This window comes from Rhizobium sp. 10PS4 (assembly GCF_032464805.1).
Classification (GTDB): Bacteria; Pseudomonadota; Alphaproteobacteria; order Rhizobiales; family Rhizobiaceae; genus Rhizobium; species Rhizobium laguerreae.
Genome location: NZ_JAWDIW010000003.1, coordinates 339,666 through 361,527, shown reverse-complemented (window position 1 = coordinate 361,527; position 21,862 = coordinate 339,666). Strand labels below are relative to the sequence as shown.

The 21,862-nt window shown below is 61.5% G+C and carries 19 protein-coding genes and 2 pseudogenes; 5 read left to right on the top strand and 16 right to left on the bottom strand.

The window, feature by feature from the left end; genetic code table 11:
• Positions 1 to 31 precede the first annotated feature (31 nt).
• Positions 32 to 622 (bottom strand): hypothetical protein, encoded by a 591-nt coding sequence (locus RWJ89_RS07450; RefSeq protein WP_017957743.1) that lies wholly within the window; start codon positions 620 to 622, stop codon positions 32 to 34.
• A 149-nt stretch (positions 623 to 771) separates the two neighbouring features.
• On the opposite strand from RWJ89_RS07450, the gene RWJ89_RS07445 reads away from it, so the two are divergent.
• Together RWJ89_RS07445 and RWJ89_RS07440 are read left to right on the top strand one after the other, a co-directional pair.
• Positions 772 to 2,382, top strand: coding sequence for a hypothetical protein (locus RWJ89_RS07445; RefSeq protein WP_316030783.1), 1,611 nt, complete (start codon positions 772 to 774; stop codon positions 2,380 to 2,382).
• 1,297 nt (positions 2,383 to 3,679) lie between these two features.
• Positions 3,680 to 3,904 (top strand): annotated as a pseudogene (locus RWJ89_RS07440) (integrase core domain-containing protein); the annotation flags it as partial.
• Between the two features lie 249 nt (positions 3,905 to 4,153).
• Here the strand turns inward: RWJ89_RS07440 and RWJ89_RS07435 are convergent.
• The 4 genes from RWJ89_RS07435 to RWJ89_RS07420 form a co-directional block, all read right to left on the bottom strand.
• Positions 4,154 to 4,492 (bottom strand): hypothetical protein, encoded by a 339-nt coding sequence (locus RWJ89_RS07435; RefSeq protein ID WP_155247564.1) that lies wholly within the window; start codon positions 4,490 to 4,492, stop codon positions 4,154 to 4,156.
• 24 nt (positions 4,493 to 4,516) lie between these two features.
• Positions 4,517 to 7,096, bottom strand: coding sequence for a caspase family protein (locus RWJ89_RS07430; protein ID WP_316030782.1), 2,580 nt, complete (start codon positions 7,094 to 7,096; stop codon positions 4,517 to 4,519).
• 223 nt (positions 7,097 to 7,319) lie between these two features.
• A complete protein-coding gene (locus tag RWJ89_RS07425; RefSeq protein ID WP_316030781.1) occupies positions 7,320 to 8,597 on the bottom strand; it encodes an L-fuconate dehydratase in 1,278 nt (425 codons plus the stop codon).
• Between the two features lie 95 nt (positions 8,598 to 8,692).
• Positions 8,693 to 9,427, bottom strand: coding sequence for an SDR family oxidoreductase (locus RWJ89_RS07420; RefSeq protein WP_316030816.1), 735 nt, complete (start codon positions 9,425 to 9,427; stop codon positions 8,693 to 8,695).
• A 456-nt stretch (positions 9,428 to 9,883) separates the two neighbouring features.
• Here RWJ89_RS07420 and RWJ89_RS07415 point away from each other — a divergent pair, with 456 nt between their 5' ends.
• The 3 genes from RWJ89_RS07415 to RWJ89_RS07405 all read left to right on the top strand — a co-directional run bounded on the left by RWJ89_RS07415 (position 9,884) and on the right by RWJ89_RS07405 (position 12,397).
• Entirely contained in the window at positions 9,884 to 10,669 is a 786-nt protein-coding gene (locus tag RWJ89_RS07415; protein ID WP_316030780.1) for an IclR family transcriptional regulator, read from the top strand.
• Between the two features lie 284 nt (positions 10,670 to 10,953).
• Positions 10,954 to 11,790, top strand: coding sequence for an amidohydrolase family protein (locus RWJ89_RS07410; RefSeq protein WP_131662479.1), 837 nt, complete (start codon positions 10,954 to 10,956; stop codon positions 11,788 to 11,790).
• Between the two features lie 202 nt (positions 11,791 to 11,992).
• Positions 11,993 to 12,397 (top strand): helix-turn-helix domain-containing protein, encoded by a 405-nt coding sequence (locus RWJ89_RS07405; RefSeq protein ID WP_077980003.1) that lies wholly within the window; start codon positions 11,993 to 11,995, stop codon positions 12,395 to 12,397.
• A gap of 139 nt (positions 12,398 to 12,536) precedes the next feature.
• Here the strand turns inward: RWJ89_RS07405 and RWJ89_RS07400 are convergent, their stop codons facing one another.
• From RWJ89_RS07400 to RWJ89_RS07350, 11 genes and pseudogenes are all read right to left on the bottom strand, one after another.
• The gene (locus tag RWJ89_RS07400) at positions 12,537 to 12,803 is read right to left on the bottom strand and encodes a hypothetical protein (RefSeq protein ID WP_020052848.1); all 267 of its coding nucleotides are present in this window, start codon (positions 12,801 to 12,803) and stop codon (positions 12,537 to 12,539) included.
• A gap of 66 nt (positions 12,804 to 12,869) precedes the next feature.
• Positions 12,870 to 13,613 (bottom strand): TfuA-like protein, encoded by a 744-nt coding sequence (locus tag RWJ89_RS07395; protein ID WP_316030779.1) that lies wholly within the window; start codon positions 13,611 to 13,613, stop codon positions 12,870 to 12,872.
• Positions 13,610 to 14,872 carry a YcaO-like family protein gene (locus tag RWJ89_RS07390; protein ID WP_316030778.1) on the bottom strand — a complete coding sequence of 421 codons (1,263 nt, stop codon included), beginning with the start codon at positions 14,870 to 14,872 and terminating at the stop codon, positions 13,610 to 13,612. Before RWJ89_RS07390 ends, RWJ89_RS07395 begins: the two co-directional genes overlap by 4 nt.
• A gap of 12 nt (positions 14,873 to 14,884) precedes the next feature.
• On the bottom strand, positions 14,885 to 15,028 hold the full coding sequence (locus RWJ89_RS07385) for a hypothetical protein (protein ID WP_003548235.1): 144 nt from the start codon (positions 15,026 to 15,028) through the stop codon (positions 14,885 to 14,887).
• 105 nt (positions 15,029 to 15,133) lie between these two features.
• Positions 15,134 to 17,125, bottom strand: coding sequence for a BTAD domain-containing putative transcriptional regulator (locus RWJ89_RS07380; protein WP_316030777.1), 1,992 nt, complete (start codon positions 17,123 to 17,125; stop codon positions 15,134 to 15,136).
• 211 nt (positions 17,126 to 17,336) lie between these two features.
• Positions 17,337 to 17,459, bottom strand: coding sequence for a hypothetical protein (locus tag RWJ89_RS07375; RefSeq protein ID WP_260692880.1), 123 nt, complete (start codon positions 17,457 to 17,459; stop codon positions 17,337 to 17,339).
• Positions 17,460 to 17,510: 51 nt separating this feature from the next.
• Positions 17,511 to 17,615: pseudogene (locus RWJ89_RS33295) on the bottom strand (IS6 family transposase); the annotation flags it as partial.
• An 8-nt stretch (positions 17,616 to 17,623) separates the two neighbouring features.
• Positions 17,624 to 18,976 carry a cytosine deaminase gene (locus RWJ89_RS07365; RefSeq protein WP_168283488.1) on the bottom strand — a complete coding sequence of 451 codons (1,353 nt, stop codon included), beginning with the start codon at positions 18,974 to 18,976 and terminating at the stop codon, positions 17,624 to 17,626.
• 32 nt (positions 18,977 to 19,008) lie between these two features.
• Positions 19,009 to 19,980 carry a LysR family transcriptional regulator gene (locus RWJ89_RS07360; RefSeq protein ID WP_168283489.1) on the bottom strand — a complete coding sequence of 324 codons (972 nt, stop codon included), beginning with the start codon at positions 19,978 to 19,980 and terminating at the stop codon, positions 19,009 to 19,011.
• A gap of 2 nt (positions 19,981 to 19,982) precedes the next feature.
• A complete protein-coding gene (locus tag RWJ89_RS07355; RefSeq protein ID WP_168283490.1) occupies positions 19,983 to 20,978 on the bottom strand; it encodes an isopenicillin N synthase family dioxygenase in 996 nt (331 codons plus the stop codon).
• Positions 20,979 to 21,064: 86 nt separating this feature from the next.
• Positions 21,065 to 21,859 carry an ABC transporter permease gene (locus RWJ89_RS07350; RefSeq protein WP_020052856.1) on the bottom strand — a complete coding sequence of 265 codons (795 nt, stop codon included), beginning with the start codon at positions 21,857 to 21,859 and terminating at the stop codon, positions 21,065 to 21,067.
• Positions 21,860 to 21,862 lie beyond the last annotated feature (3 nt).

Here is a 21,862-nt window from a genome sequence, read left to right as displayed (position 1 = left end):
GCCCCCGCAACACACTTCCGGGCGACATGCATTACAGGATCTTCAATTGCTGCAGACCGAGGCGAAGATCGCGCAGCATCTCCCCGAAGATCTCCTCGATCATTCCGGTCGACCAGACGACCATGGTGCCGTAGGGCGAGCGCTTGCGCTGCATGAAACCCGCCGTCTCGAAATCGATCAACGTCTTGCGGCAGGTCTCGCTCGACATTACCGCGACAAGGAAACGGGCGAGATTGGACTGGTCGATCGCGCCTGATTTATCAGCCCAGTTCTGGATCAGCCGCGGCTTGGTGTCGGCGGTGAACATCGAGGCGAGCGCCCGATCCTGCGAAAGCCCCAGCCGCTGCAGCTTGGCCGGATCGCGGGTGAGCGAAACCACGTAATCATTGTGCAGATCGGCGAAGCGTTCAATATCCTCGGCGGTGCTGATGCCGAAGACCTTCATCGAATAGAGAAACTCGGCCATCAGATAGGTCGGCTCCGAGCGCAGCTGCGCCAGATGCTTGTCATCCTTGCTGGCCGAGGCGGCGCAGACGCGGTCGGAGAAGTTGATCCGCGCCGCGCGAACCTGCTCCAGCAAGCTTATGTCGAGCGCCAGTTCGTCACCGTTCCATTCCAGCATAAGCATTTCCTGCCGATAAATCTTCGAGACGATGATCTTGTACTATCGCCGACGCAGATCTCCAAATCGTTTGGAAAGCAACGGCTTGCTGAGGGGCCATATCTAGCCTACCATTTTAAAGACTTGACGGTGTTTTGGGGGTCGAGGCAATGCGTAGTTTTGGGTCGCATATTTTGTTTGCCGCGGCACTTGCGGTCGCCTTCCCGGTTTTCGCCAAAGATACGACGATCATCGAGCTTCGCAGCGGCGACGGCGCGCGTTCGGTCGGCATCATCTCTTCCAACGAGGAAGCGGAGGCATCCGGGCCGGCGGCGATCACCGTCGGCGACGACGGCACCATCTACATCCTCGACCAGAACAACGGCCGCGTGCTCGCCGTCGACGCCGAACGTTCGCAGGCCGAGCCCGAAATCCTGCCGCTGCCGGAAAATGCCACACCGGAGGATCTCGCCGTCGTTCACAACGAACTCTACCTCTGGTCCGACGGCGTCGTGCCGCTCGAGCGCTCCACCGATGCCGACGGCCGGTCGCAGACGCTGCGCGCCGTCGACGGCGGCGGTGATGCCGACGACTACACCCGCTCGGTCTTCGCCTCGATGGGCTCGGTCTCGCCGGGTCCGCTGAACAGCATCATCGACGAGATCGGCCGCAGCACCAACAGGCCCGAGGCCCGCCCGTCGGTCATTCAATACGTGCCGAGCCGCGGGCTCGGCGATATCGTTGCCGAGGTCCGCGCTGCCGCAAACGACAAGGCGGAAATCCTGCTGCGGCGCAGCAGCTCGGAGGAGAATTTCCTTTCGCTGCAGCTCGCCTCGGAAGGGCGGATCGGCACCGTCGAACTTCTCGACATCGACACCACAGGCAGGCCCTATGCGCTGGTCGAGCTCGTACCCGCCGAGCGGCCCGAGCGCACCGGCATGCTGGTGGTGCGCTTCACGCCGAACGGCGTGATGGACCGGGTCTACGACCTGCCGATCGGACCGGGCACGGTATTTTCCAGGCGCTTCGTGGCGATCGGCCCGCGCGGCGACGTGCTCTATCTCCGCTCGCAGGAAAGCCGGGCACAGGTGCTGCGGCTCGACGGCCGGGAGCCCGGCCGCAAGCTCGCCGCCGCCCTGCCCGCGAAACAGTTGAATGCCGGTAAGCCCGGCAAGACGCCGAAGGTGGCGATCGTGCCGAAATCGCGCAGCGACGTCATCGAGCGGGCCATCGGTTTTGAGACGCTGAACTGGCTGGTGACGCCGGCTGCTTATGGCAGAGATCCGGGTCCGGGCTGCGTCAACATGAACCGGCTGCGCCGTCCGATCTATCTGATCGGTAAGCGCGGCCAGACGGTCAAGGGTGTTCCCTATTGCTGGGGCTGCAAGACGCCGCTCGAGAATTTCATCGGTGGCGTCGAAAAGGGCCAGACCGCCGGCAATGTCTGCACCAAGAGCGCGCCGCAATCCAACATCCTCGGCGTCGACTGCTCCGGTTTCGTCAGCGACGCCTGGGGCTTGAAGATGCACGTTTCGACGCGCGCCATCCCCGGGATCACCAAGCGCCTCTCCGACCCCTGGTCGATGCGGCCGGGCGACGCGCTGAACAAGCCGGGCTCGCATGTGCTGTTGTTCATGCGCTTCACGGCCGACAAGAAGGTGGAGGTGATGGAAGCCTCGCCGAATGCCTGCAAGGGCCGCGTCTGCCGCAATACCTATTCGCTCGGCAGCCTGTTGATGCGCGGCTACCAGCCGGTGCGCTTCAAGGGGCTGGATGGTTGAAGGGGGTGGCCGTCGGTGAGGTCAGCCGCCGCTTTGGGAGGACCGTAACAGGCACGCCTATCCGAATGCCCATCACCTTTACGGCGCACGATTTTCAATTGACTCCATGGTTGTACCCGATGGCACGCGAAGCGTCCGGGAACGCATGCTGTCCGAGACCAGATGTGTGAAGGCGAATGAGATTTCGTTAAGGAGACATGAATTGTACATAGCCATGTTGATCTAGGGAGAATGCGAAGCTGGTCAGGATGACGTCGATATTTGGTAACGTATAACCCGTCTGGAACAAGGCTTAGGATAGGGCCTCACACAGGAATTTGAGTTTTCCACCGGTCCCCAATGACGCCAATCCAGTGGCTCTCGATCCCGCAACGGCGGCGGAGCCAGGTGGTTTGTGAATGTCGGGAATGGGCGCCAACAGATCTTTGAATAGCGCGGATGCGAGTTATAGCTGCCGTGCTCGTCCGCAAGACCGCTGCCTCCGACACGTGATCCCGGACACCCCCAGGCTGCGTTGCTGTCTTCGTCTCGGATAATCCGGGTGAACGTCTGCCCACATTTCGGTTCTATTCAGATTTCGATCATAGGTTAGTGCCAAACTTAATTTGGTTGCAGGGGAGCGCGCAATGAGAGGATTTATTCTATTTGGCATTATTGGAGTGCTAATTTTCGGCGCGACGGCCAGCTATTATTGGGAGGGAAACCTATTTGGCTTCCGCTATTGGAGCTGGCGGCAGAAGCTTACGCTGTCGGTTCAGACACCTGATGGGATAGTAAGCGGCAGTTCGGTGACTGCCGTAAGTTGGGATATGCCACCTGAATGGTTCAAAATTGGCGAATCGGGGGGCGGGCACGGTGGCCCGCTCAAGCTCCTCGGGGAAGCTGTTACATTGGAGGTCGCGCCGAACAAGTATCTGTTTGCGCTGGTTGACGATGCCGCGACCGAACTGGCGGTCACGCTCTTCGCCAGTCCACCGCTTCGATCAGGTCATCGAGACGAGTACGCACGTTCCCTTGATCGAATTCAACTCACAGCAGAGGCGAAAAGGCTGACAGCAAAACAATATCCTCGCCTGGTGACATTTACCGACATCAACGATCCGACCACGGTCCAAGATGTGAAGCCATCCGAGCTGGAAGAATTCTTTGGCCCCGGAGTTTCATTGAATTCTATTGCCTTGTCGTTGACGCCAGAGCCAATGACCGACGGACGAGTCGACGCCGCTCTTCCTTGGCTATGTGACTATGAGTTTCGGCGGAGCGGAGAGATGCTTTTGTCACATCGGACCATTGGCCCGTCCTCGATCATGCCCGCAGCGCCATTGCTGAATGGGCGGACGATTACAACCATTTCCGGCCGCACTCATCGCTCGGATACAAAACCCCGGCAGACTTTGCCGGGACCATCGCCGCAACCGGCTCCAACGCTGCGCAAGATGAAAGCTTCGCGTTTCCGCCGGTTGCTCCCACCGCGCCACTTGGCGTATTCAAAACCGCCGGGGCTCTAGTCGCCGCTGGATGAAAGTTCAGTGGCAGGTCAAGGCTTGGGGGACCGATGTTGATGACAAGATAAAAAGGCGTCTATGTTGCCCTTCTTAGCGGCAATACGTCAAAGAGTGCCGGAATGTCGACCGATGGCCGCTTCCGCAGAAGGCCCACAACGGCTCATGCGCTAGGCGGCAACTAAGCCCGACTTTACGAGAGGCTGGTTTCGCCGATCTCCTAGGAAAATGAAAAAAGCTTCAGCCAAATGGATGCTAGCGGACTTGTCCTAGTGCCAAGTGCCGCTATCGCCGTCAGAACCGCCATCGTTACCGCCACTGGAACTGCTAGAGCCGCCGCCCATGCCGCCGGAGTTGGAATTCCCACCGGAACTGGAATTCCCACCGGAACCGTTATCGGAGCGGGCAAAAGCCGGTTCATTGCTGCTCTTGGCCACTCGTCTGACGGTGGGTGTGGTTTTCCTGACAGGCGTGACATTCCTGGCCGGCTCTTCGCTGGCGAAAAGTGTTCTTGCGCCCGGGTCGAAGATGCAGCTTTGCAAAGTTGCGCCAGAGCCGACAGTCAAGGTCGAGGCCATTAGGATACGAATGATTAGCTTGCTGTTCATGTAGGGCGCCCCCAGATCGCCGTTTCAGAAGAGATCGTACCTTGGATTTCGCTTTACCCACGTCGCTTTGGCGAGCTGAACGAGTCTGTCGTTAAGTGACTTGGCTTTCGGAAGAGCCTTTTGTTCCTGAGCAGTTAGCTCGGTGGCGAAAATTCCTTCCGCCTTTTTCTTCGCAGCGTCAGGCAGGGCCTTGAGTTCGGCCAGCGCCTGGTTCTTCGGATCACCGCTGCCTGGCCTGTTTACCGCCATCGCCAGCGCAAAATAGCGTGCGGCGATCGCAAGACTGTCGGGGTCAACGCCGTTATCTTTGGCCAGTTTCGCGCGGTCGAGAGCGCCCCAATAGTCGCCACGTTCTGCGCCCATCTCCAGCCATTTTGCCGCTTCCGCCTTGTCCGCCGCGACGCCGACACCATCGCGATACATACGCCCGAGATTTGTCGGAGCATAGGGCTGACCACCTTCTGCTGCCCGCGTGAATAGGTCGATCGCTTTGGGAAGATCCTGCGGCGCGCCTCTACCAAAACGATAGACCAGCGCTAGATTGTTTTGGGAATAGATGTCGTTGCGCTCGACGCCGGCTTCGTAAAAGCGAATGCCGCGCTCCGGATCGGCCGGAACTTTGACGCCGTTGAGAAAGATATAGCCGAGAGCGTTCATGGCGTAGGTATGGCCGAGATCGGCAGCCTGCAGCATCATGCGTAACCCCTGCTGCTGGTCTGCTTTGATGCCCCGGCCATAATACAGATCGTTCCCGAAGCTGTGCAACGCGTAGGGATCGCCTTTCTTGGCTGCTGCTTGAACTATCTCTGCAGCCTTATCGACATTGCGAGGCACTGACGCACCAATTTCGTACATGCTCGAAAGATGATGGGTCGCCCGGACATGCCCGGCATCCATCGCCTTCTTGATCGTCGCGAAGGCCGTCTTCGTCTCGCGGTTGGCAAGCTGGGCACGGCCGAGCTGATAGACGAAGCGCGCCACCTCTGGATAGGCCTTTATCGCCTCCGTGCAGGCCGGCAGTGCATCATCGGGGTTGATCTCGTTCGGCAGCTTGCCTGCTGTCACGCCCTGCAGGTCGAGCGGAGCTGCGGCTGATGTGTCGCAGGCGTTGAGCACCGGTTTGAAAGTAACGGTCGCGGGCGGCAGGTCGTCGTTGGCGGCCTGCAGCGTCAAGGCGTAGGTCTGGTTTTCCGTGCCGATCTGCGGCTCGTAGGAAAGAGCCGGAATATCGGCCGCTTCGAGCACGTGACCGAGCCCGATCACCCGGTCTCCGGCGCGCAGCGTGCCCTTGTCGGGCAGGGCCGCGACCTTGAAGGTCATCTCCGCGGTCGATGCCGGCACGACCGGCAGGCTGGCTTCAACAGGGCCGACGCCGATCGTCGTGCTCACGTCGCGCGGCAGTTCTTTCAAATAAGCGTCGGCATCGGCCAGCCGCACCTGCTTTTCCTGTTCGAGCTGGGCGAGCTTGGCGCCCGCATCGGCCGAGACGGTGATCGCAATGACGCCCTGCGTTGCCTGGCCGTAAGGGTCGCTCACGGTATAGCCGATCAGGCCGACGGTTCCGGCGGCAACATCTGATGAATCATAGGTCAGCGCCGTCAGTGCCGCGGCGGGCATCTTCGCGCCCTGCTCGACCGGCTTGCCGTCGAAGCTGAGCTTGCCGGTCTTGGGAAGCTGGTTGAGGGTGACGAGCAGCGCCGAGCCGGTCTCGTCATGCGGCGGGGCGATCGGCAATCTGGTCGTGGCCGCACCCTCCGGCACGCTCACCTGCTGCATCGGTTCGACGCTTGGCGGCGGCGGCGCCGGAATGAAATAGAAGCTGTCCATCAGCGAGGAGTTTTCCCAGGGGACCTGCTTGCCGTCGGTCATGGCGATCACGTCTCGGCGCACGTCGGTCAGGACCTGGCGGATTTCCCTGTTGGGTTCGCTGGCGCGCTTGATGAAGGATTCGGAATAGGGGCTGAGCGCTCCGGTGCCATCGAGCGCCACCTGGCCGGGTTCCGTGGAAAAGGCGATCAGGCTGCCGAGATCGCTGTCAATCCGTGCAAGCCCGCGCGTGGCGCCGACCGGTTCCAGTTTTTCCGCCATCCAGAATTTCTGGGCATTGAAGGGATTGTTGCGGCAGGCGTCGAGGAAGATCAGCTGTACCCGCGAGTTCTGCTTGAGATGATTGAGGATGAGGTCAAGGGGCATGGTCTGCGTCTCGACGTCATAGGGCGTCTCCAGCGTCGCATCGACCGGCACGATGAAATTCTGGCCGCCCACCTGGATACCGTGGCCCGAATAGTAGATCAGGCCGGCCTCGGCATTGCTGGTCGAACGCAGGAAGCGGCGCACCGTATCTTCGAGCCCGATGCGGTCGACATTGACGCCGATCGTCACGTCGAAACCGGCCGCGCGCAACGTGGTCGCGACCTCTTCGACATCATTGGCCGGATTGGGAAGCGAGGGCAGCGTCTTGTAGACCGAGTTGCCGATGACGAGGGCGACGCGGCGTCCGCTCTCCTCGGTGACGGTTGCATGTACCGTACCGATCGATAGCAGCATTGCTGCGATGATCAGCAGATAGGCGCACAGTCTCTTGACGCAGTGAAACTTGGGCATGGCTCGATCGCAAACATTCTATTGTCTAAGTTCAATAAAATTTGCTGGCCTGCTGGTGCTGGGCCCCCTCCGCATTCACAGTTCAAAACTATTCCTCGGCGCTCTAAAAAGCAAGCTTCGCCGCCTCCAAGTGAATTGGAACAGTCCCGTCAGATTGGAAGCCCATCGTCGGCAGGAAAGACTGTAAAATTCAGGAATTTAACATGCAGTCAGCGAAGTTTCCTTAGCCTCGAAACGTATAGTTGCTGATCGAGGCCGGTTTCATCTCGATGGAGAAGCCCGGCAGGGTGGGCGGCATGTAAGCGGCGTTCTCGATCAGGCAGGGGTCGAGGAAGTGTTCGTGCAGATGATCGACATATTCGATGACGCGGCCTTCTTTGGTCCCCGACACCGCGATGTAATCGATCATCGACAGATGCTGCACATATTCGCAGAGCCCGACGCCGCCCGCATGCGGCCAGACCGGCAGGTCGAACTTGGCGGCGATCAGCAGCACGGAGAGAACCTCGTTCAGCCCGCCCATGCGGCAGGAATCGATCTGCACGATGTCGATCGCGCCCTCGGCGATGAACTGCTTGAACATGATACGGTTCTGGCACATCTCGCCGGTCGCGACCTTGACCGGGCCGATCGCCTGGCGGATCTTGCGGTGGCCGGCAACATCGTCAGGGCTTGTGGGTTCCTCGATGAAGAAGGGCTTGGCGAAGGAAAGCGCCTTTACCCACTCGATCGCCTGGCCGACGTCCCAGACCTGGTTGGCGTCGATCATCAGGTAGCGGTCGAGGCCGATCACCTCGCGGGCGATCCTGAGGCGGCGAATATCGTCTTCCAGGTCGCGGCCGACCTTCATCTTGATATGGTTGAAGCCGGCATCGATCGCCTCCTGGCAGAGGCGGCGCAACTTCTCGTCCTCGTAACCCAGCCATCCGGCCGAAGTCGTGTAGCAGGCATAGCCCTCCTTTTCGAGGATGGCGATGCGCTCGGCCTTGCCCGCCTCGGCGCGCTTCAGGATCTCGACCGCTTCGTCACGCGTGAGAACGTCGGTGAGATAGCGGTAATCGACGATGTCGGCGATCTCTTCCGGCGACATGTCGGCGACGAGCCGCCAGACAGGCTTGCCGGCCTGCTTGGCGAGCAGATCCCAGACGGCGTTGACGACCGCGCCGGTCGCCAGATGAATGGCGCCCTTTTCCGGGCCGATCCAGCGCAACTGGCTGTCGCTCGTCAGATGCCGCCAGAATTTGCCGGGATGGGCGAGAATTTCTGTGAGGTCGGCGCCGACGACGAGGTGGCGCATCGCCTCGATCGCCATGCAGCAAATGTCGTTGCCGCGGCCGATGGTGAAGGTCAGTCCGTGGCCGGCAAGATCAGGCGCATCCGTATCGAGGATGACGTAGGCCGCCGAATAATCCGGATCGGGGTTCATCGCATCGGATCCATCCAGGCTTTGCGAGGTGGGAAAGCGGAGATCGAAGACACGAAGGTCAGTGATGCGGGTCATGGTGTTTCTCCCGATTACAATGGGCCGATTATAAAGAGCCGATTGCAGTGGCCGAACTGGCCGGCAAGACTGCCGGGCCGGCGCATCCGCTGAAATCAGATCGTCCAGCCGCCGTCGATGGCGATCGCCTGGCCCGACGTGTAGGTCGCGCCGGCAAGATAGACGGCGAGATCGGCGATCTCTTCCGGCGAGCCCAGCCGCCCCATCGGCTGGCGGGCGATGAAGGCGGCGCGCGCCGCGTCGTAATCGCCCTGCGCCCGCATGCGATCCTGCAGTGACGGGCTTTCCACCGTGCCGGGGCAGATGGCGTTGCAGCGGATGCCCTGACCGACATAATCGGCGGCGACGGCTTTGGTGAGCCCGATCACCGCCGCCTTGGTGACGCCATAGGCGAAGCGGTTCGGCACGCCCTTGATGCTGGAGGCGACGGAGGCCATGTTGATGATCGCTCCGTCCTTGCGCTCGATCATGCCGGGCAGCACGGCGCGGATGGTGCGGATCATCGCCTTGACGTTGAGATCGAAGGCGAATTCGAGATCGGCATCCTTCATCTCGAGGATCGAGCCGGCATGGACGAAGCCGGCGCAGTTGAACAGAACGTCGACGGCGCCAATCTCGGCGACCAGAGCTTTGACCGCATCCTCTTCGAGCACGTTTAGCTTATGGGTGGAGACGCCGGTTTCCGCGGCAAGCGTCGCCAGCGCCTCGGTGTTAATGTCGGTCGCGTGAACCTTGGCGCCGATCGCGGCAAAGGCTGCCGCCGTCGCCCGGCCGATGCCCTGGCCGGCGGCGGTGATGAGAACGGTCTTGCCGGAAAGTCTGCTTGTCAAATCGGGGGTTGTCATATCACGGGCCTTTTCTGGAATTGTCTACGCTGGACGATGGAGTGCGGTTCATGTCTTGGCGAAGCGCGGTCGTGATGGAGCGCGCCGGTCTGCTTCCGGAGGTGCGCGGCTCTCTCCGTTAAATGGAGGAGTTGGCGCTGTTGCATAGGCAGATCAGCGGGGGATTCAGCTGATTGGCTGCTTTTTCGGCGATCTCCGCCGGCGGCAGGACCGATGACCATTCCCATGCGCTGCACGGTCTTCCTCCCTGTCCCCGGCTTGCTTATGATCGTGCCGCTCGGGCGCCTTCGGTATCTCAGCCTCGCTTTCGCGCCGGCCGTTTTCAGTGATGATTTGTCTGTTTATAGACAAACAGACGATTGGCCGGTGGTCAAGTGCGAAGTTTTCCTTTTCCGGCTGCGGTTCTGCGTATATGCAGAGTAGTATTCACAGGAGGAAGGAATGGAGACCGACGAGTCCGACCGCTATCGTGCTCCTGCCCTCGACAAGGGCCTCGATATCCTGGAACTGCTCGCTGGCGTCGACAGCGGTCTCACCCAGGCTGATATCGCCAAACGGCTCGACCGCAGCCCCAACGAATTCTACCGCATGCTCGATCGCTTGGTGCGCCGCGGTTACGTCACCCGGCTGGATGGCGACCGCTACTCGCTGACGCTGAAGCTCTTCGGCCTCGCGCAGCTGCACGCGCCGGTGCGCCGGCTCGCCTCTCACGCCACGCCGCTGATGCGCGATCTTGCCCAGCGCACGCGCCAGGCCAATCATCTCGCCGTCTTCGATCGGGGTGCTGCCGTCGTCATCGCCCAGCAGGAGGCGCCGGACTATTGGGGATTTTCGATCCGCATCGGCGCCCATATCAGCCTCTTCGACACCGGATCGGGGCATGTGCTGCTGGCCTTCCGCAGCAAGGAGGAGCGGGAGATGATGATCTCCGAACATGTGCGCAGCCGCGCGGATGTCGAACTCGGCCCCGAATTCTACGATCGTCTCGACCAGATCCGCGAGCGCGGCTACGAGATGATGGCCAGCGCCCAGACTTCCGGCGTCTACAATCTCTCCGCTCCCGTTCTCGGGCCGGACCGCCGCTGCATTGCCGCCCTCACCTGCCCCTTCATCGCGCTGGTCAACGCGCCGTCGGCTCCCGATATCACCCAGGCGATCACACTGGTGCAGAAGGCGGCGGCCCAACTCTCACTGCTTGCCGGCGCCGATGTCGTCACCCCCGCCTGACGGCTGGGAGCATCAATTGGGTGTGACATTCTCGGCCGGGAGATTGCCGATGCCAGCCCCTCATCCGCCTGCCGGCACCTTCTCCCCGTAAACGGGGCGAAGGGGATGTGCCGCGCCCTCTCCGTTCCTCGCCTACGTTTCGCATGGCACGTCCCCTCTCCCCGCGAACCGTGAAAGATGGGCTAGGGTGAGGGGCAGCCCTTGGCACGATCCGGGAATTTCTATTTGAACAATCCATTCACCAGGGATAGCTTTGCGAGAAGCCATTCCTGGAGGAGAAGAGCGTGCTCATCGACACCCATCTGCATATCATCGATCGGTCGGCGCTGCCCTATCCCTGGCTCTCGGGCGTGCCTGATCTCGATCATGATTTCCTCTACGAGGCCTATGCGAGGGAGGCCCGGCGCTGCGGCATCACCACGGTGCTGCATATGGAGGTCGACGTCGATCCTGCCGCGATACAGGCAGAGACCGATCACGTCGCCAGCCTCGCCAAAAAGGAAGGCAGTCTGATTGCCGGCGCCATCGTCTCCTGCCGGCCGGAAGAGGAAGGCTTCGCCGCCTATCTCGAGCGGCAAAAGGCCGATCCCTTCGTCAAGGGGTTCCGCCGCGTGCTGCATGTCGTGCCCGATGATGTCTCCGAAGGCGCCCTGTTCCGCGAAAACATCAGGCGCATTAGCGGTAGCAGCCTGACCTTCGACCTTTGCACCTTGCCGCATCAGGCGAGCCGTGTGACCGCCCTCGCCGATCTTGCGCCCGACGTGCAGTTCGTGCTCGACCATTGTGGCGTGCCGGATATCCGCTCGGATGCCTTTGGGCCGTGGAAGACCGGCATATCAGAGATTGCCCGGCGGCCGAACGTCGTCTGCAAGGTCTCCGGCGTCGTCGCCTATGCCGATGCGAAGACCTGGACGGCGCAAACGCTGCAGCCCTATATCGAACATGTGACCGCAAGTTTCGGCTGGGACCGCGTCGTCTGGGGTAGCGACTGGCCGGTCTGTACGCTCGGCGGCGGCCTCTCCACCTGGGTTGCGGCGACCCACTCCATGCTTTCCGGCGTAAGCGAGACAGAGCGCTCGAAGCTGCTTTTCGCCAATGCACAGCGCCTCTGGTCGCTCTGATGTCACAAAATAAAGCGACCGGTCTCTTGGATGTGCCGTTTCGGCATGTTTTTTGTACCATTTCGGGACAAAAAGGGCCCGATTTTCGAGTTTAACTCTATCTACATGCAAGCAATTGCTAGCCTTATTTATCTCGGCTAAAAGTTGTTGACACGGATATGGCGAATAACCCCTTGTCCGCTGCCTTCAGAAGGGAAATGAGATGAAAGAAGAACCGCATTCCGTCGATGTTCACGTCGGAAAGACGATCCGCATCCAGCGTCTGTTGAGGAAAGTTTCTCAAACGGAACTGGGCGATCGTGTGGGCGTAACGTTCCAGCAGATCCAGAAATACGAAAAGGGCTCCAACCGCGTTTCCGCCAGCATGCTGGTCGAAATCGCCGGCGCGCTGAAGGTCGATGTCAGGACGTTTTTCGACGACCTGTCGACCCCAGATAATGCCAACGACAACCCCGCTCCCAGCGAGGAATTCGTTATTTCGCGCGAAGGCGTCCTTCTCAATGCGGCGTTCTTTTCGATCAAGAACGAGGCGCTTCGTAAGAAGATCCTGAAGCTCGTCCAGGCGATTGCCAATACCGAACAGTTGGATAGTGAAGCGGCCGAATAGACCGGTTGTCTTTCACGTGATCCAACGGACCGCGTGAGGGTCAACCAGGATCGATCGGATCAATGGCGATCGATCGGGATCAATGGCGATCGATCGGGATCAATAGCAATCGATCGAGATCAATAGCAATCGATCGAGATCAATGGCGATCGATCAGGATCAGATTCTCGCTGGCATCCTTCATTGCGATCTTGGCTTTGCTGCCAACCAGCTTTTCGAGATTGACGTCAAGCTCCCTGTCGGGATCTATGCCGTCCCAATCGATGACGACCTGCAGCAGCGCCATGTTCGTCAGGTGCATCAGATTGCGCAGCTGAAGCTTTTCAGCCTCCTCCTTGGCTGCCGACAGCAGCCGGAAGATCCTTGCGTATTCGCTGCCGGTACCTTCGTTGTGTTGTTCAAACATTGTTCCCGCCCTCTTTGGTCGTGGAACCCTACGATTCCATCATGACTTCATCTTCCGCCGCGACCGTTATTCAAGCGTTACAGGAACCGCATTGCGCGTGACTTCGGCGTGCAGGAGTTCCCAGTGCGAGGTCGCGGCAAAGCGCCAGTCACGGTTGACCGGGCGGAATTTGTCCCGGCGCAGCCATTCCAGCACCAGTAACGCGTCGCCGCGCTTGCGCTCGACACGGTTCCCCCGGATGGCGGCGAGGATGTGGTCGCGGCGCGGCTTGCGGAAATGGCACTCGTCGGCCACCTTGGCATAGGTGCGCTCGGAGAAATGCAGGAAGCGGCCGGCAAGCAGCAGCTTCTTGCGCTCGCTGAGCGAGATTTCGCCGTTGGCGTAAAGCGCATCGATGGTCGGTTCGAAATCGACCCAGGGTACGGAAAGCGGCAGCCAGCCGAGCTCCTGCGGCGCATGCACCAGCGCGACGGCCTCATCGTCGAGCAGCCGCCCGGACTCATAATCTTCGAAGATCGAGCCGAGCCCGACCATGCCGAAAGGCGCGCATTCGGCTGCCCGCAACGCGCCCATGCTGGCGCCGCCGGCAACGGCGACATCGTGTTCGAGTGCGTACAGGATTTCCTTGTGCCAGACCGAAGGCAGATCGCCGAAATAGCCGTCGACCAGACCGATCGCGGTGGCGCCGTCCTCAACGGCTTTCAGGATGTCGCCGCAGGCGGCCGGCGGCCGGAAATCGATGCGGGGGGACATGGCTCTTGCCGCGGCAAGATCGCTGCCAAGGCTTGGGCCGATGAACAGCACCTTCATGATTCGGCTCCTCTCATGGTGTTGACCGCGCGCAGGCCGAGCTGAATGTATTGGCCTGAAATATCGACCTCCAGTCCCGGCACGATCACCCTGACGACGGAGACCGGCAGGGCTCGATGCGAAACCGGCACGACGACGATCTGCTGGATGCCGGTCGCCGCCAGCCTGTCGGCAATATGGTCGATGGTGTCCTGGATCGTCGCCGGGCGGCGATCGCGGGCCTGGAACGAGCGCATCCGGCCGTCGCCCTCGCAGAGCTCGACCACCTGCTGCATCGCCGCACTTCTGTCGAGCCGCTGATAGATGCGCGGCGAGAAATCGTCGCGGCTGCCGGCAATCGCGGTCAGCCGGCTCTGCGCCGCTTCGGTGATGGCGCGCAGCGCGGCGCGCACGGGATCGGGGTGGCAGCCGCAGCCACCGCAGACGTGCGACCAGCGCGCGTCGACACGGTCGGAAAGGTTGCCTGGCATGATGACGGCCAGAAAAGCGGGAACGCCGATATCCGTCGTCATGTCGAGCAGCAGCAGTTTCATGCCGGCGCGGGTGATCCGGTCGGTCATGACGTCGATGACCGCATCGCCGAAGGAGGCGGGGTCGATGCGGCTCTCCTTCAGGCGCTCGGGCGATTTCAGCTGGGTCAAGGCCCAGGCGTCGCGCTCCACCAGCTCGCAAAGCCCATGCAGGACTGCTTCGGACGGCGTGTTGCCGGAGGCAAGCCCATCGCTCGACTGCTCGAAGCCCGGCGGCCTCTCGCCGCGATGGTCGAGACCGACGAGCCACCAGGGCACGAAGACGCTGCTGCCGGAAAGAATGTCGAGCCCGGAGCACCACGGAATAGGACTGCTGCCGATTTCCTCGGGCGCGCAGCGTGCGACATTGTCGAGATCGATCATCGCGGCACGCTCCGCCCGCATGCTCTCGACCGTCGCCTGCGTCAGGTCGGCGGGGGCAATTTCGGCGATCCGCGTCTCGACCGCCTCCATCGCCGCCGAGGCCATGGCGGCATCGTTGTCGATACCCTTGCCCTGAAAGACCGACAGCGTATGACTGTTCGGCCTCGTTGCGAAGGCGACGGGGATGTTCAGAACGTCGAGTGCAGTCAGCAGACCGACGCGCGTAATGCCGAATTCGCGCAGATGCGGCCTGATTGTCGCCAACGTCTGAGCCGGCGTGACGGCGCGGTCATGATAGTCGCTGACGCCGGCCGATGATTGTTTAAGGTCACCGGCAAGCGTTTCAAGGTCGGTGAAAGCGGACATGCCGATTGTTCCTTAGCGGAACTTCAGTGCATGTGTGAGGTTTTCGAGACCGTTCGGAGCGATGTTGAGTTCGTCCTGCTTCATCGCGGCCTTGGCTGCAGCCGAGAAACGCGGCTGGGAAAGAATTGCGGCATTGGTTTCAACATTGGTTTTCATTTTCCATCTCCGATAGGGAAGGCAGCGGGAGGCCGCCGTTGACCATCGGAGAGGAACATTGCCTGCGTCACTTAAGCGTTACAGGCTTATTTAAAAGGCGACGGATCAGGGAAGTCCGGCCAGATGCAGGCCGTGAATCAGCGATTCCGTATAGCGAGAATCGCGATCAGGAACGAAATGGCGGATATCCTCGCTACGGAAATCCGGGAAATTTTCCAGAACGACCTTGGCGTATGTGTGGGCCTTCTTCACATTGCCTGCCATGGCATGGGCGGCAGCGAGCAAGCGGGCCGTCGCCTGCTTGGATCTCACTGGCTCAAGCGCCTCGATCGTCTTTTCGTATTCTTCGCGGTCGAAGTGAATGCCGCCGAGATTCCAGTAGTAATAGTCAGGCGGCAGGGGGTTGAGCCTGAAGGCAGCCTTATTCAGCTCCAGCGCTCTGTCGAAGTCGCCATAGTGGCATAGCGCGTCGGCATAGTCGGCCAGGATGTCGGCATCGTTGGGATTGAGATCCTGGGCTTGCTGAAAATATTGCAGGCTTTCGTCGAAGCGGCGCCGATAAAGCGCCACGAAGCCGAGTTCGCGATAGGCCCGGCCGCTGTTCGGGTCGGACTGCTGCGCCTGCCGGGCGGCACCGTTCGCCTCGTCGAGCAGTTCCTTGTCCCGCATGCCGCGGATCAGCCATTCCATGCCGAGCGCGCGTGACATGCCGGCATGGGCGGCGGAGAAATGTTCATAACGATTGAGCGAGGATTTGAACCATTTGCGCGCCTGGCGCAGATGCTGCAGGTCGGTCTGGGCGATCAGCCGCTTGCCTTCCAGGTAGAGACGGTAGGCCGACGGCGGCGCCTCGCCGATCGGTATCGCCAGTTCGTGACGCTCGATCGTGTCGGCAAGCGAGGAGACGATCCGTCGCGTCAAATGCGCGAAGGATTCGCTGATCTTCTGCATGACCAGCGGCAGTTCGATGGCCCAGATCACCTCCGAAGTCGTCGTCCGCGTCAGCCGGCAGGTCGCATAGACATCCTCGTCGCGGCCCTGGATGGTGACGTAGACCGCATAGTCGAAGCTGAGGTCGAGCGGACCGGGCACGGCACGCGACGGATCGATCGAACGGCTGAGGATTTCCAGGCTCGTATGCGCCGCGATCACCTTGAAGCCGCGCTGCTGGCTGAGGCCGATGGTGACATCTTCGAGAAGGGCCCTGCCGACGCGCTCCATCAGCGGATCGATGAAGATGCTTTCTGGCGGCAGGATGATGATGCGCGGTTGGCCGACCGAATTGCCGGACAGATGTGACGCCGGCTGGGAATGCCCTGACGTCGCCTGTGCCGCCGGCACCAGGTTCAGTTCGCGGGCAAGAGCGGTGGTGCTTTCTTCCGGCTCGGTGTCGAAGTCGTCCTTCAGCTGGCTTTTGCACTTCAGATAGGCCTGACGCGCCGCTGCCGGATCGTTCATCCTGACATAGGTGCGCATCAAGGCGCGATAGGCCGTCTCGCTGGCAGGGTCGAGTTCCAGCAGGCGCCTGGCAAGCGTGACCTGATCTTCATCCGATCTGTCTTCCGATGTCTCGACCAGCCGGGCGAGATGAGCGGAGCGCAACTCGTCGACACGCTGGCGCTCAAAGGTCAGCCAGTCCTCGGCGCCCTGCGTCGGCGATTTGACGCCTTCGAGCAATTCGCCGTTCAGCAGGTCGCCGTCTTCGGGCGCGAGCGGCCCTTTCTGTTTCAGGATATGAACGTCGACCTCCCAGCCATCCGCAAGGCCGATATGGGTTCGGGTCGCGTCCAGCAGCGGTGGAAGGCCGGCAGGAATGCTCTGTTCGATGCGCGCCAGCAGCTGACGCAGGCTGCCAGCCCGCTTTTCCGGCAGCTCCGATTGCCAGAGCTGCCGTCTGACGGTTTCGCGGTCGAGTTCGAAATTGGGTTCGGCGGCGAGCATGGCGAGGAGAAAATAAGACTTCTCCGGCAAGGGGAGTTCCTTCCCCGCCGCCAGCAATCGCGGTCTTCCGAGCAGGCACAGCCTGTTCGTCAGCATCTTCCGGATGTCCGTTGCATCTCGGTTCTCACCCCTGAAAGCCAAGGCGCGCAAGCGCACCGGCCAATCAAGAACATGTTAGAGCCATAAGAGCCCGACGCATAGCGGTTTTGCTTTAAAAAGAAGAAGTTTCATCGAATATTTGCATATTCTCGCGCCACACGGGGAGGAAATGCTTTGCCAACACTTTCGTGAGGCTGCGGTTTGCGTGTCGTGACGGGAGGTTATTTCCGCTGTCGATGGCCTTGCCAGCCGCTATCCCGCGGCGGCGTTAAAGGCCGAGCGCCTTGATGTGCTCGATCGAACGCCGGGCGAAGCGGCGCCAGTCGGCCGGATTGTCATGCTCGGTGACGATATGCTCAGCCTTTGTCTCGCGGAAAAGTGGTACGAGCATCGTAAACTTAAAGATCGCAAGGCAATTCTAGGCCGGCCGCGCCTCGACGGTTCATGCCCGAGCGATCTGCGCGCACAGGTTCATCGCCGCAGCACGCAGTTCTCGATGATGGCCGGAGGAGATATCGTGTCCGGGGATGTGGAAGAGGTTGGCTAGAGAGCGGCTCAAGCGGTCTGGAAATCTGTGAGCATGCTGTAGGAGGGCAATGTCCTGTTGGCGAAGATCCCCTTGCGGAGGAGGACGCGGTCGGAGTGCGGACGGGCGATGACCTGGTCGAGGCTCCAGGCTTCCAGGATCATCAGGTCTGCCGGACGATCGACGCCGATCGTACCGGCGTCGATGCCCATGATGCCAGCGGGTGCCGGGCCGGCAAGAGCGGGCGCATCCGCGTAGGGGTGGTCGAGATGCAGGATGCGCACCGCTTGCCGCCAGGTGTCCAGCATGTCGTGATCGCCATAGGCAAAGAACGGATCACGGCAATTGTCGCCGGCCGCGGCGACCGGAATGCCAGCCGCATGCAACTCCTGCACGGGCGTGACCCCGCGCCAGCGTGGCGTGCGGCCGTCTTCACGATCCTGGAGATACATGTTGACGGTCGGCAGCGTGATGATCGAGAGGCCGGCATCGGCGATCAGCGCGATCGTGTCGCGCAATTCTTGCTCGCCCAGAAGCGCAAGCGAACAGCAGTGGCCGCATGTCACGCGCCCCTCGTAACCGTGGCGGATGGCGGCACGCGCCACATGCGGCAGGGCGTCGGCCTGTGCCGCCTCGTCGACATGTAGATCGACATCCAGTTCCCGTTCCTTCGCCAGCGCAAACAACCGGTCGAGCAGCAGGTCGATATCGTCGAGGCCTGACCCATGGGTGCCCCCGGAGGCGCGGGTGACGCCGCCGAGCAAGCCGCCGTGGACGGCAACGATATCGGCAAGGCGGGTGCCATAGTCGTCGCGATAGGCATCGAGCGGCACGAGGCCGGCAGCCTGCAAGGTGATGCAGCCTTTCCAACGTTCGCGCGTTTCGGCAAACGCGCTCCAGGTGATTTCCGCCTGCCCCTCGTGACTGTCGAGATGGGTGCGGATAGCGGCCACGCCATGGGCGTCGGCCGTTGCAAGAGCGAATTCCATCCGTCGCAGGAGGTCGTCGGCATTCCAGTGGGCAAGCCGGTCCGCCGTCGTCGCGGCGCGCGCGCCGGGATGCGTGCCGCCGGAATCGGGAGCACGTCCCATGGTGTGGCCCTTGTCGAGATGGGCGTGCGCGTCGATCAGAAGCGGCCAGACATGGCGGCCGTGGAGCGCGACTGCATCTTCGCCACCATCGGCAAGGGCCGGCGTTATCGCAGCGATCCCACCGTTCTCGACCAGAATATCGACGAGGGCGGAACCGTCCCTGTCCACCTCCGCACCACCAGGCACGCCATCTGCTAGCAGCGCGACCGGGACGCGCGCCTTCGCAAGACGAATGCGCTCCTGTCTCGCCAGACGGGAGGCAAGGGTGGGAAACAGGGAAAGATCGTTCATGGTGGGTCTCTATTGGATGGGTTGCCGAGCGGTCAGCTCTGGTCGAACGAGGCGAGCAGACGCTCCTGCGCGAATTGCATGAAATGGCTGCCGGCGGGCGAAAGCGAGCCGCGGGCGCGGTGGAGGATATTGAGCCGTTGCAGCGAGCCGGTTCCCGTCAGCGGAATGAAGACCAGGTCGCCGGTCGCCATTTCGCGGTCGACATCGAGCCGGTTGAGGAAGGTTATGTGAGGCGTTGTCCGGGCAAGGCGCTTCATCAGTTCCATCGAATTGGTCTCGACGACGGGAACAAGGGTGGCACGCGCCGGAGCAGTCGCCTCGACGACCTCGCGCAGCGACAGCGATCGATCCGCCAGAACCAGCGGGTAGAGCAGGCAATCGGACATGCGCACGGTCTTGCGGTTTGCGAGGGGATGGGCGGGCGCGACGACGGCTCCCAGCGCATGGCGGAATTCGGCGGCGCGTTGCAGCCGGGTATCGTCCGGCAGGTTGTAGGCAATGGCGAGATCGGCCTGGCCGAGCGCAACCATCTCCGCAACAGTCGTCCGGTCGCCGACCATGATCCGCAGGCTGACCTGCGGATGTTTTTCTCGGTAGGCGGCAACGATCTCGGCAATCGGGCCCGCAGCGAGCGTTGCCATGGTCGCCAGCACCACCTCGCCGCGATTGAGCCCCTTCAGGGACTGGATCTGCGCCCGCATCCGCTGATGCGCCTGCAGTGTCTCGCGAATGTGCTGGATGAGGATCTCGCCGGAACTCGTGAGTTTCAGGCCGCGCGGCAGGCGCTCGAAAATGGGCGCCTGCAGCTCTTCCTCAAGCTCCAGGATATAGCGGTTTACCGCAGAGGCGGCGACATGCAATGTCTTTGCCGCCTTGCGGATGGAGCCCTGTCGGGCCACCTCGTCGATATAACGCAGCGCGCGTCCATGAAGCATGATGGGTCCGTTGCCTGACGGGAGTCGGATTGACTGTTCCACGATGTCACCGCAACGGACCATCTTCAACGTCACTTCTTGGCGAAATTGGCGTTGATGCGCCGGGTCAGGTATTCGCCGGCGGTGATCGCCTCGTATTTGCCGAGCGGACCCTGCATGACGGCATCGCGGTTTGCTTGGCAGAAGAAGGGCAGGGACAGTCGGCGGCCCATGTACTCATTCTCGCGCGGCATGCGCACCCGGTGCAGCGTCGACTGCAGCTGGTCGTCCGACCAGCGCATCAGCATGTCGCCGATGTTGCAGGTGATGTAGCCCTTGCGCGGCGGAACATCCGTCCATTCCTTCAGGGCTGCATCCTTGCCCGGGCACACCTGGAGCCCGCCTTCGCCCTCCTTCTGGTGAAGGATGGTCAAGCAATCGAAGTCCGAATGCGCGCCGGCACGCCACGACGTGAAGTCTTCCGGCTTGGCGCCTACCATCGACATGTAGTGGATGAGGCGCAGCGTCGATTGATACTGGTCCGAAGACGGGTCATGCGCCTTGGTGAAGAAATCCTCGGCAAAGCCCATCTTCAGCGCGAAGCAGGAGAGGATGCGCATGCCGAGTTCCCAGTTCTGTCGCTCGAAGCGGAGCATCTTTTCCCGGAAGCCCGGAAGATCGTCTTCGCTCGGCCACAGGTTGAGGCGGATCATGTCCGGCCGGGTGAGCTGGAAGCTCTCCTTGTTATCCGGCGTACCGGTGGAGGGGCGGACCTGCGCCTTGAATTCCCAGCCGGCATTGATGCCCTTCGGCATCGGGGTTTTCGCCTTAACCTCCGCCGGCAGTTCGAAGAATGTCCAGGCCGTGTCGAAGGCCGCGTCGATATCGTCCTGGGCGATGCCGTGATTGTAGACCTGGAAGAAACCGATATCGACCGAGGCCTGCCAGAGTGCATCGGCGATCTCGTGCTTGCGGTTGTCGAAGTCAGAAAGGTCGATGACGGGGATTTCCCGGTCAACGGTCGTGCCCATGCCGCCGATGGTCGCTTCCTTAGCGAGTTCCGCGAGGGTGTCTGTCTGGGTATTCATACCATTCTCCTTACGTGAATGCCGGCGAGCCGGCGGTTGAGGAGCAATGTCCGGGCAGGGCCCGACTGCTTCTACTCCGGATGGGTTCAGCCGTTTTTCGGCAGGCTCCAGGGAAAGAGGAGCTTCTGCGTCAGGACCACGGCCTGAAACAGCAAGAGCGACATGGCGGCGAGCACAAGCAAGCCGGCCCAGGCCTGTGGCAGCTTGAACAGGGAGGTCGACAGCTGGATGAAATAGCCGACGCCGGCTTCGGATGCGCAGAACTCCGCAACCACGGCGCCGATGACGGCAAGCGTGATCGAGATTTTCAGCGCCGAGAAGATGTAGGGCACCGCAAACGGCAGGCGTATCTGGGTGATCTCGCGGAAGCCCGAGGCGCGCAGGCTTCGCGACAGCTCGATCAGCTCCGGCGGGGTTGCCGCAAGGCCCGTTGCGGTGGAGACGACGAGCGGAAAGAAGGTGATGAGACAGGTGATAACGATGCGTGGCGCATCGCCGGCCCCGAGCACGACGATGATGATCGGCGCAATCGCCACCACTGGCGTCGACTGCACTACGACGAGCAGCGGATAGAGCGTTCGAGACAGGAATGGCGAGCGCATCATGAGCACCGCGAGTGGAATGGCGATAACGATGGACATCGCATAACCGATCAGCGCCACCCGCAACGTCGCGGCGATGTGACCCATCCAGCGCTCGAAGCCGATAGAGGAGAACGAGCCGAGGATCGCGCTTGGTGGCGGCAGTAGATAGGTCGGGATCGACAGGAGCCGCGCCGCCGCTTCCCATAGCAGCACCGTGCCGATCAGGGCCGCGGCGGTCGTGATGCCCGGCAACGCCAGCACCTGCTTAAGCAGCGCGACCGGCGTACGGCTCTGCATGGC

Bases quoted from the DNA above. Each gene is read 5' to 3' on its own strand.
- RWJ89_RS07450 (WP_017957743.1), bottom strand. From the start codon at position 622: ATGCTGGAATGGAACGGTGACGAACTGGCGCTCGACATAAGCTTGCTG.
- RWJ89_RS07445 (WP_316030783.1), top strand. From the start codon at position 772: ATGCGTAGTTTTGGGTCGCATATTTTGTTTGCCGCGGCACTTGCGGTC.
- RWJ89_RS07435 (WP_155247564.1), bottom strand. From the start codon at position 4,492: ATGAACAGCAAGCTAATCATTCGTATCCTAATGGCCTCGACCTTGACT.
- RWJ89_RS07430 (WP_316030782.1), bottom strand. From the start codon at position 7,096: ATGCCCAAGTTTCACTGCGTCAAGAGACTGTGCGCCTATCTGCTGATC.
- RWJ89_RS07425 (WP_316030781.1), bottom strand. From the start codon at position 8,597: ATGACCCGCATCACTGACCTTCGTGTCTTCGATCTCCGCTTTCCCACC.
- RWJ89_RS07415 (WP_316030780.1), top strand. From the start codon at position 9,884: ATGGAGACCGACGAGTCCGACCGCTATCGTGCTCCTGCCCTCGACAAG.
- RWJ89_RS07405 (WP_077980003.1), top strand. From the start codon at position 11,993: ATGAAAGAAGAACCGCATTCCGTCGATGTTCACGTCGGAAAGACGATC.
- RWJ89_RS07400 (WP_020052848.1), bottom strand. From the start codon at position 12,803: ATGTTTGAACAACACAACGAAGGTACCGGCAGCGAATACGCAAGGATC.
- RWJ89_RS07395 (WP_316030779.1), bottom strand. From the start codon at position 13,613: ATGAAGGTGCTGTTCATCGGCCCAAGCCTTGGCAGCGATCTTGCCGCG.
- RWJ89_RS07390 (WP_316030778.1), bottom strand. From the start codon at position 14,872: ATGTCCGCTTTCACCGACCTTGAAACGCTTGCCGGTGACCTTAAACAA.
- RWJ89_RS07385 (WP_003548235.1), bottom strand. From the start codon at position 15,028: ATGAAAACCAATGTTGAAACCAATGCCGCAATTCTTTCCCAGCCGCGT.
- RWJ89_RS07375 (WP_260692880.1), bottom strand. From the start codon at position 17,459: ATGCTCGTACCACTTTTCCGCGAGACAAAGGCTGAGCATATCGTCACC.
- RWJ89_RS07365 (WP_168283488.1), bottom strand. From the start codon at position 18,976: ATGAACGATCTTTCCCTGTTTCCCACCCTTGCCTCCCGTCTGGCGAGA.
- RWJ89_RS07355 (WP_168283490.1), bottom strand. From the start codon at position 20,978: ATGAATACCCAGACAGACACCCTCGCGGAACTCGCTAAGGAAGCGACC.
- RWJ89_RS07350 (WP_020052856.1), bottom strand. From the start codon at position 21,859: ATGCAGAGCCGTACGCCGGTCGCGCTGCTTAAGCAGGTGCTGGCGTTG.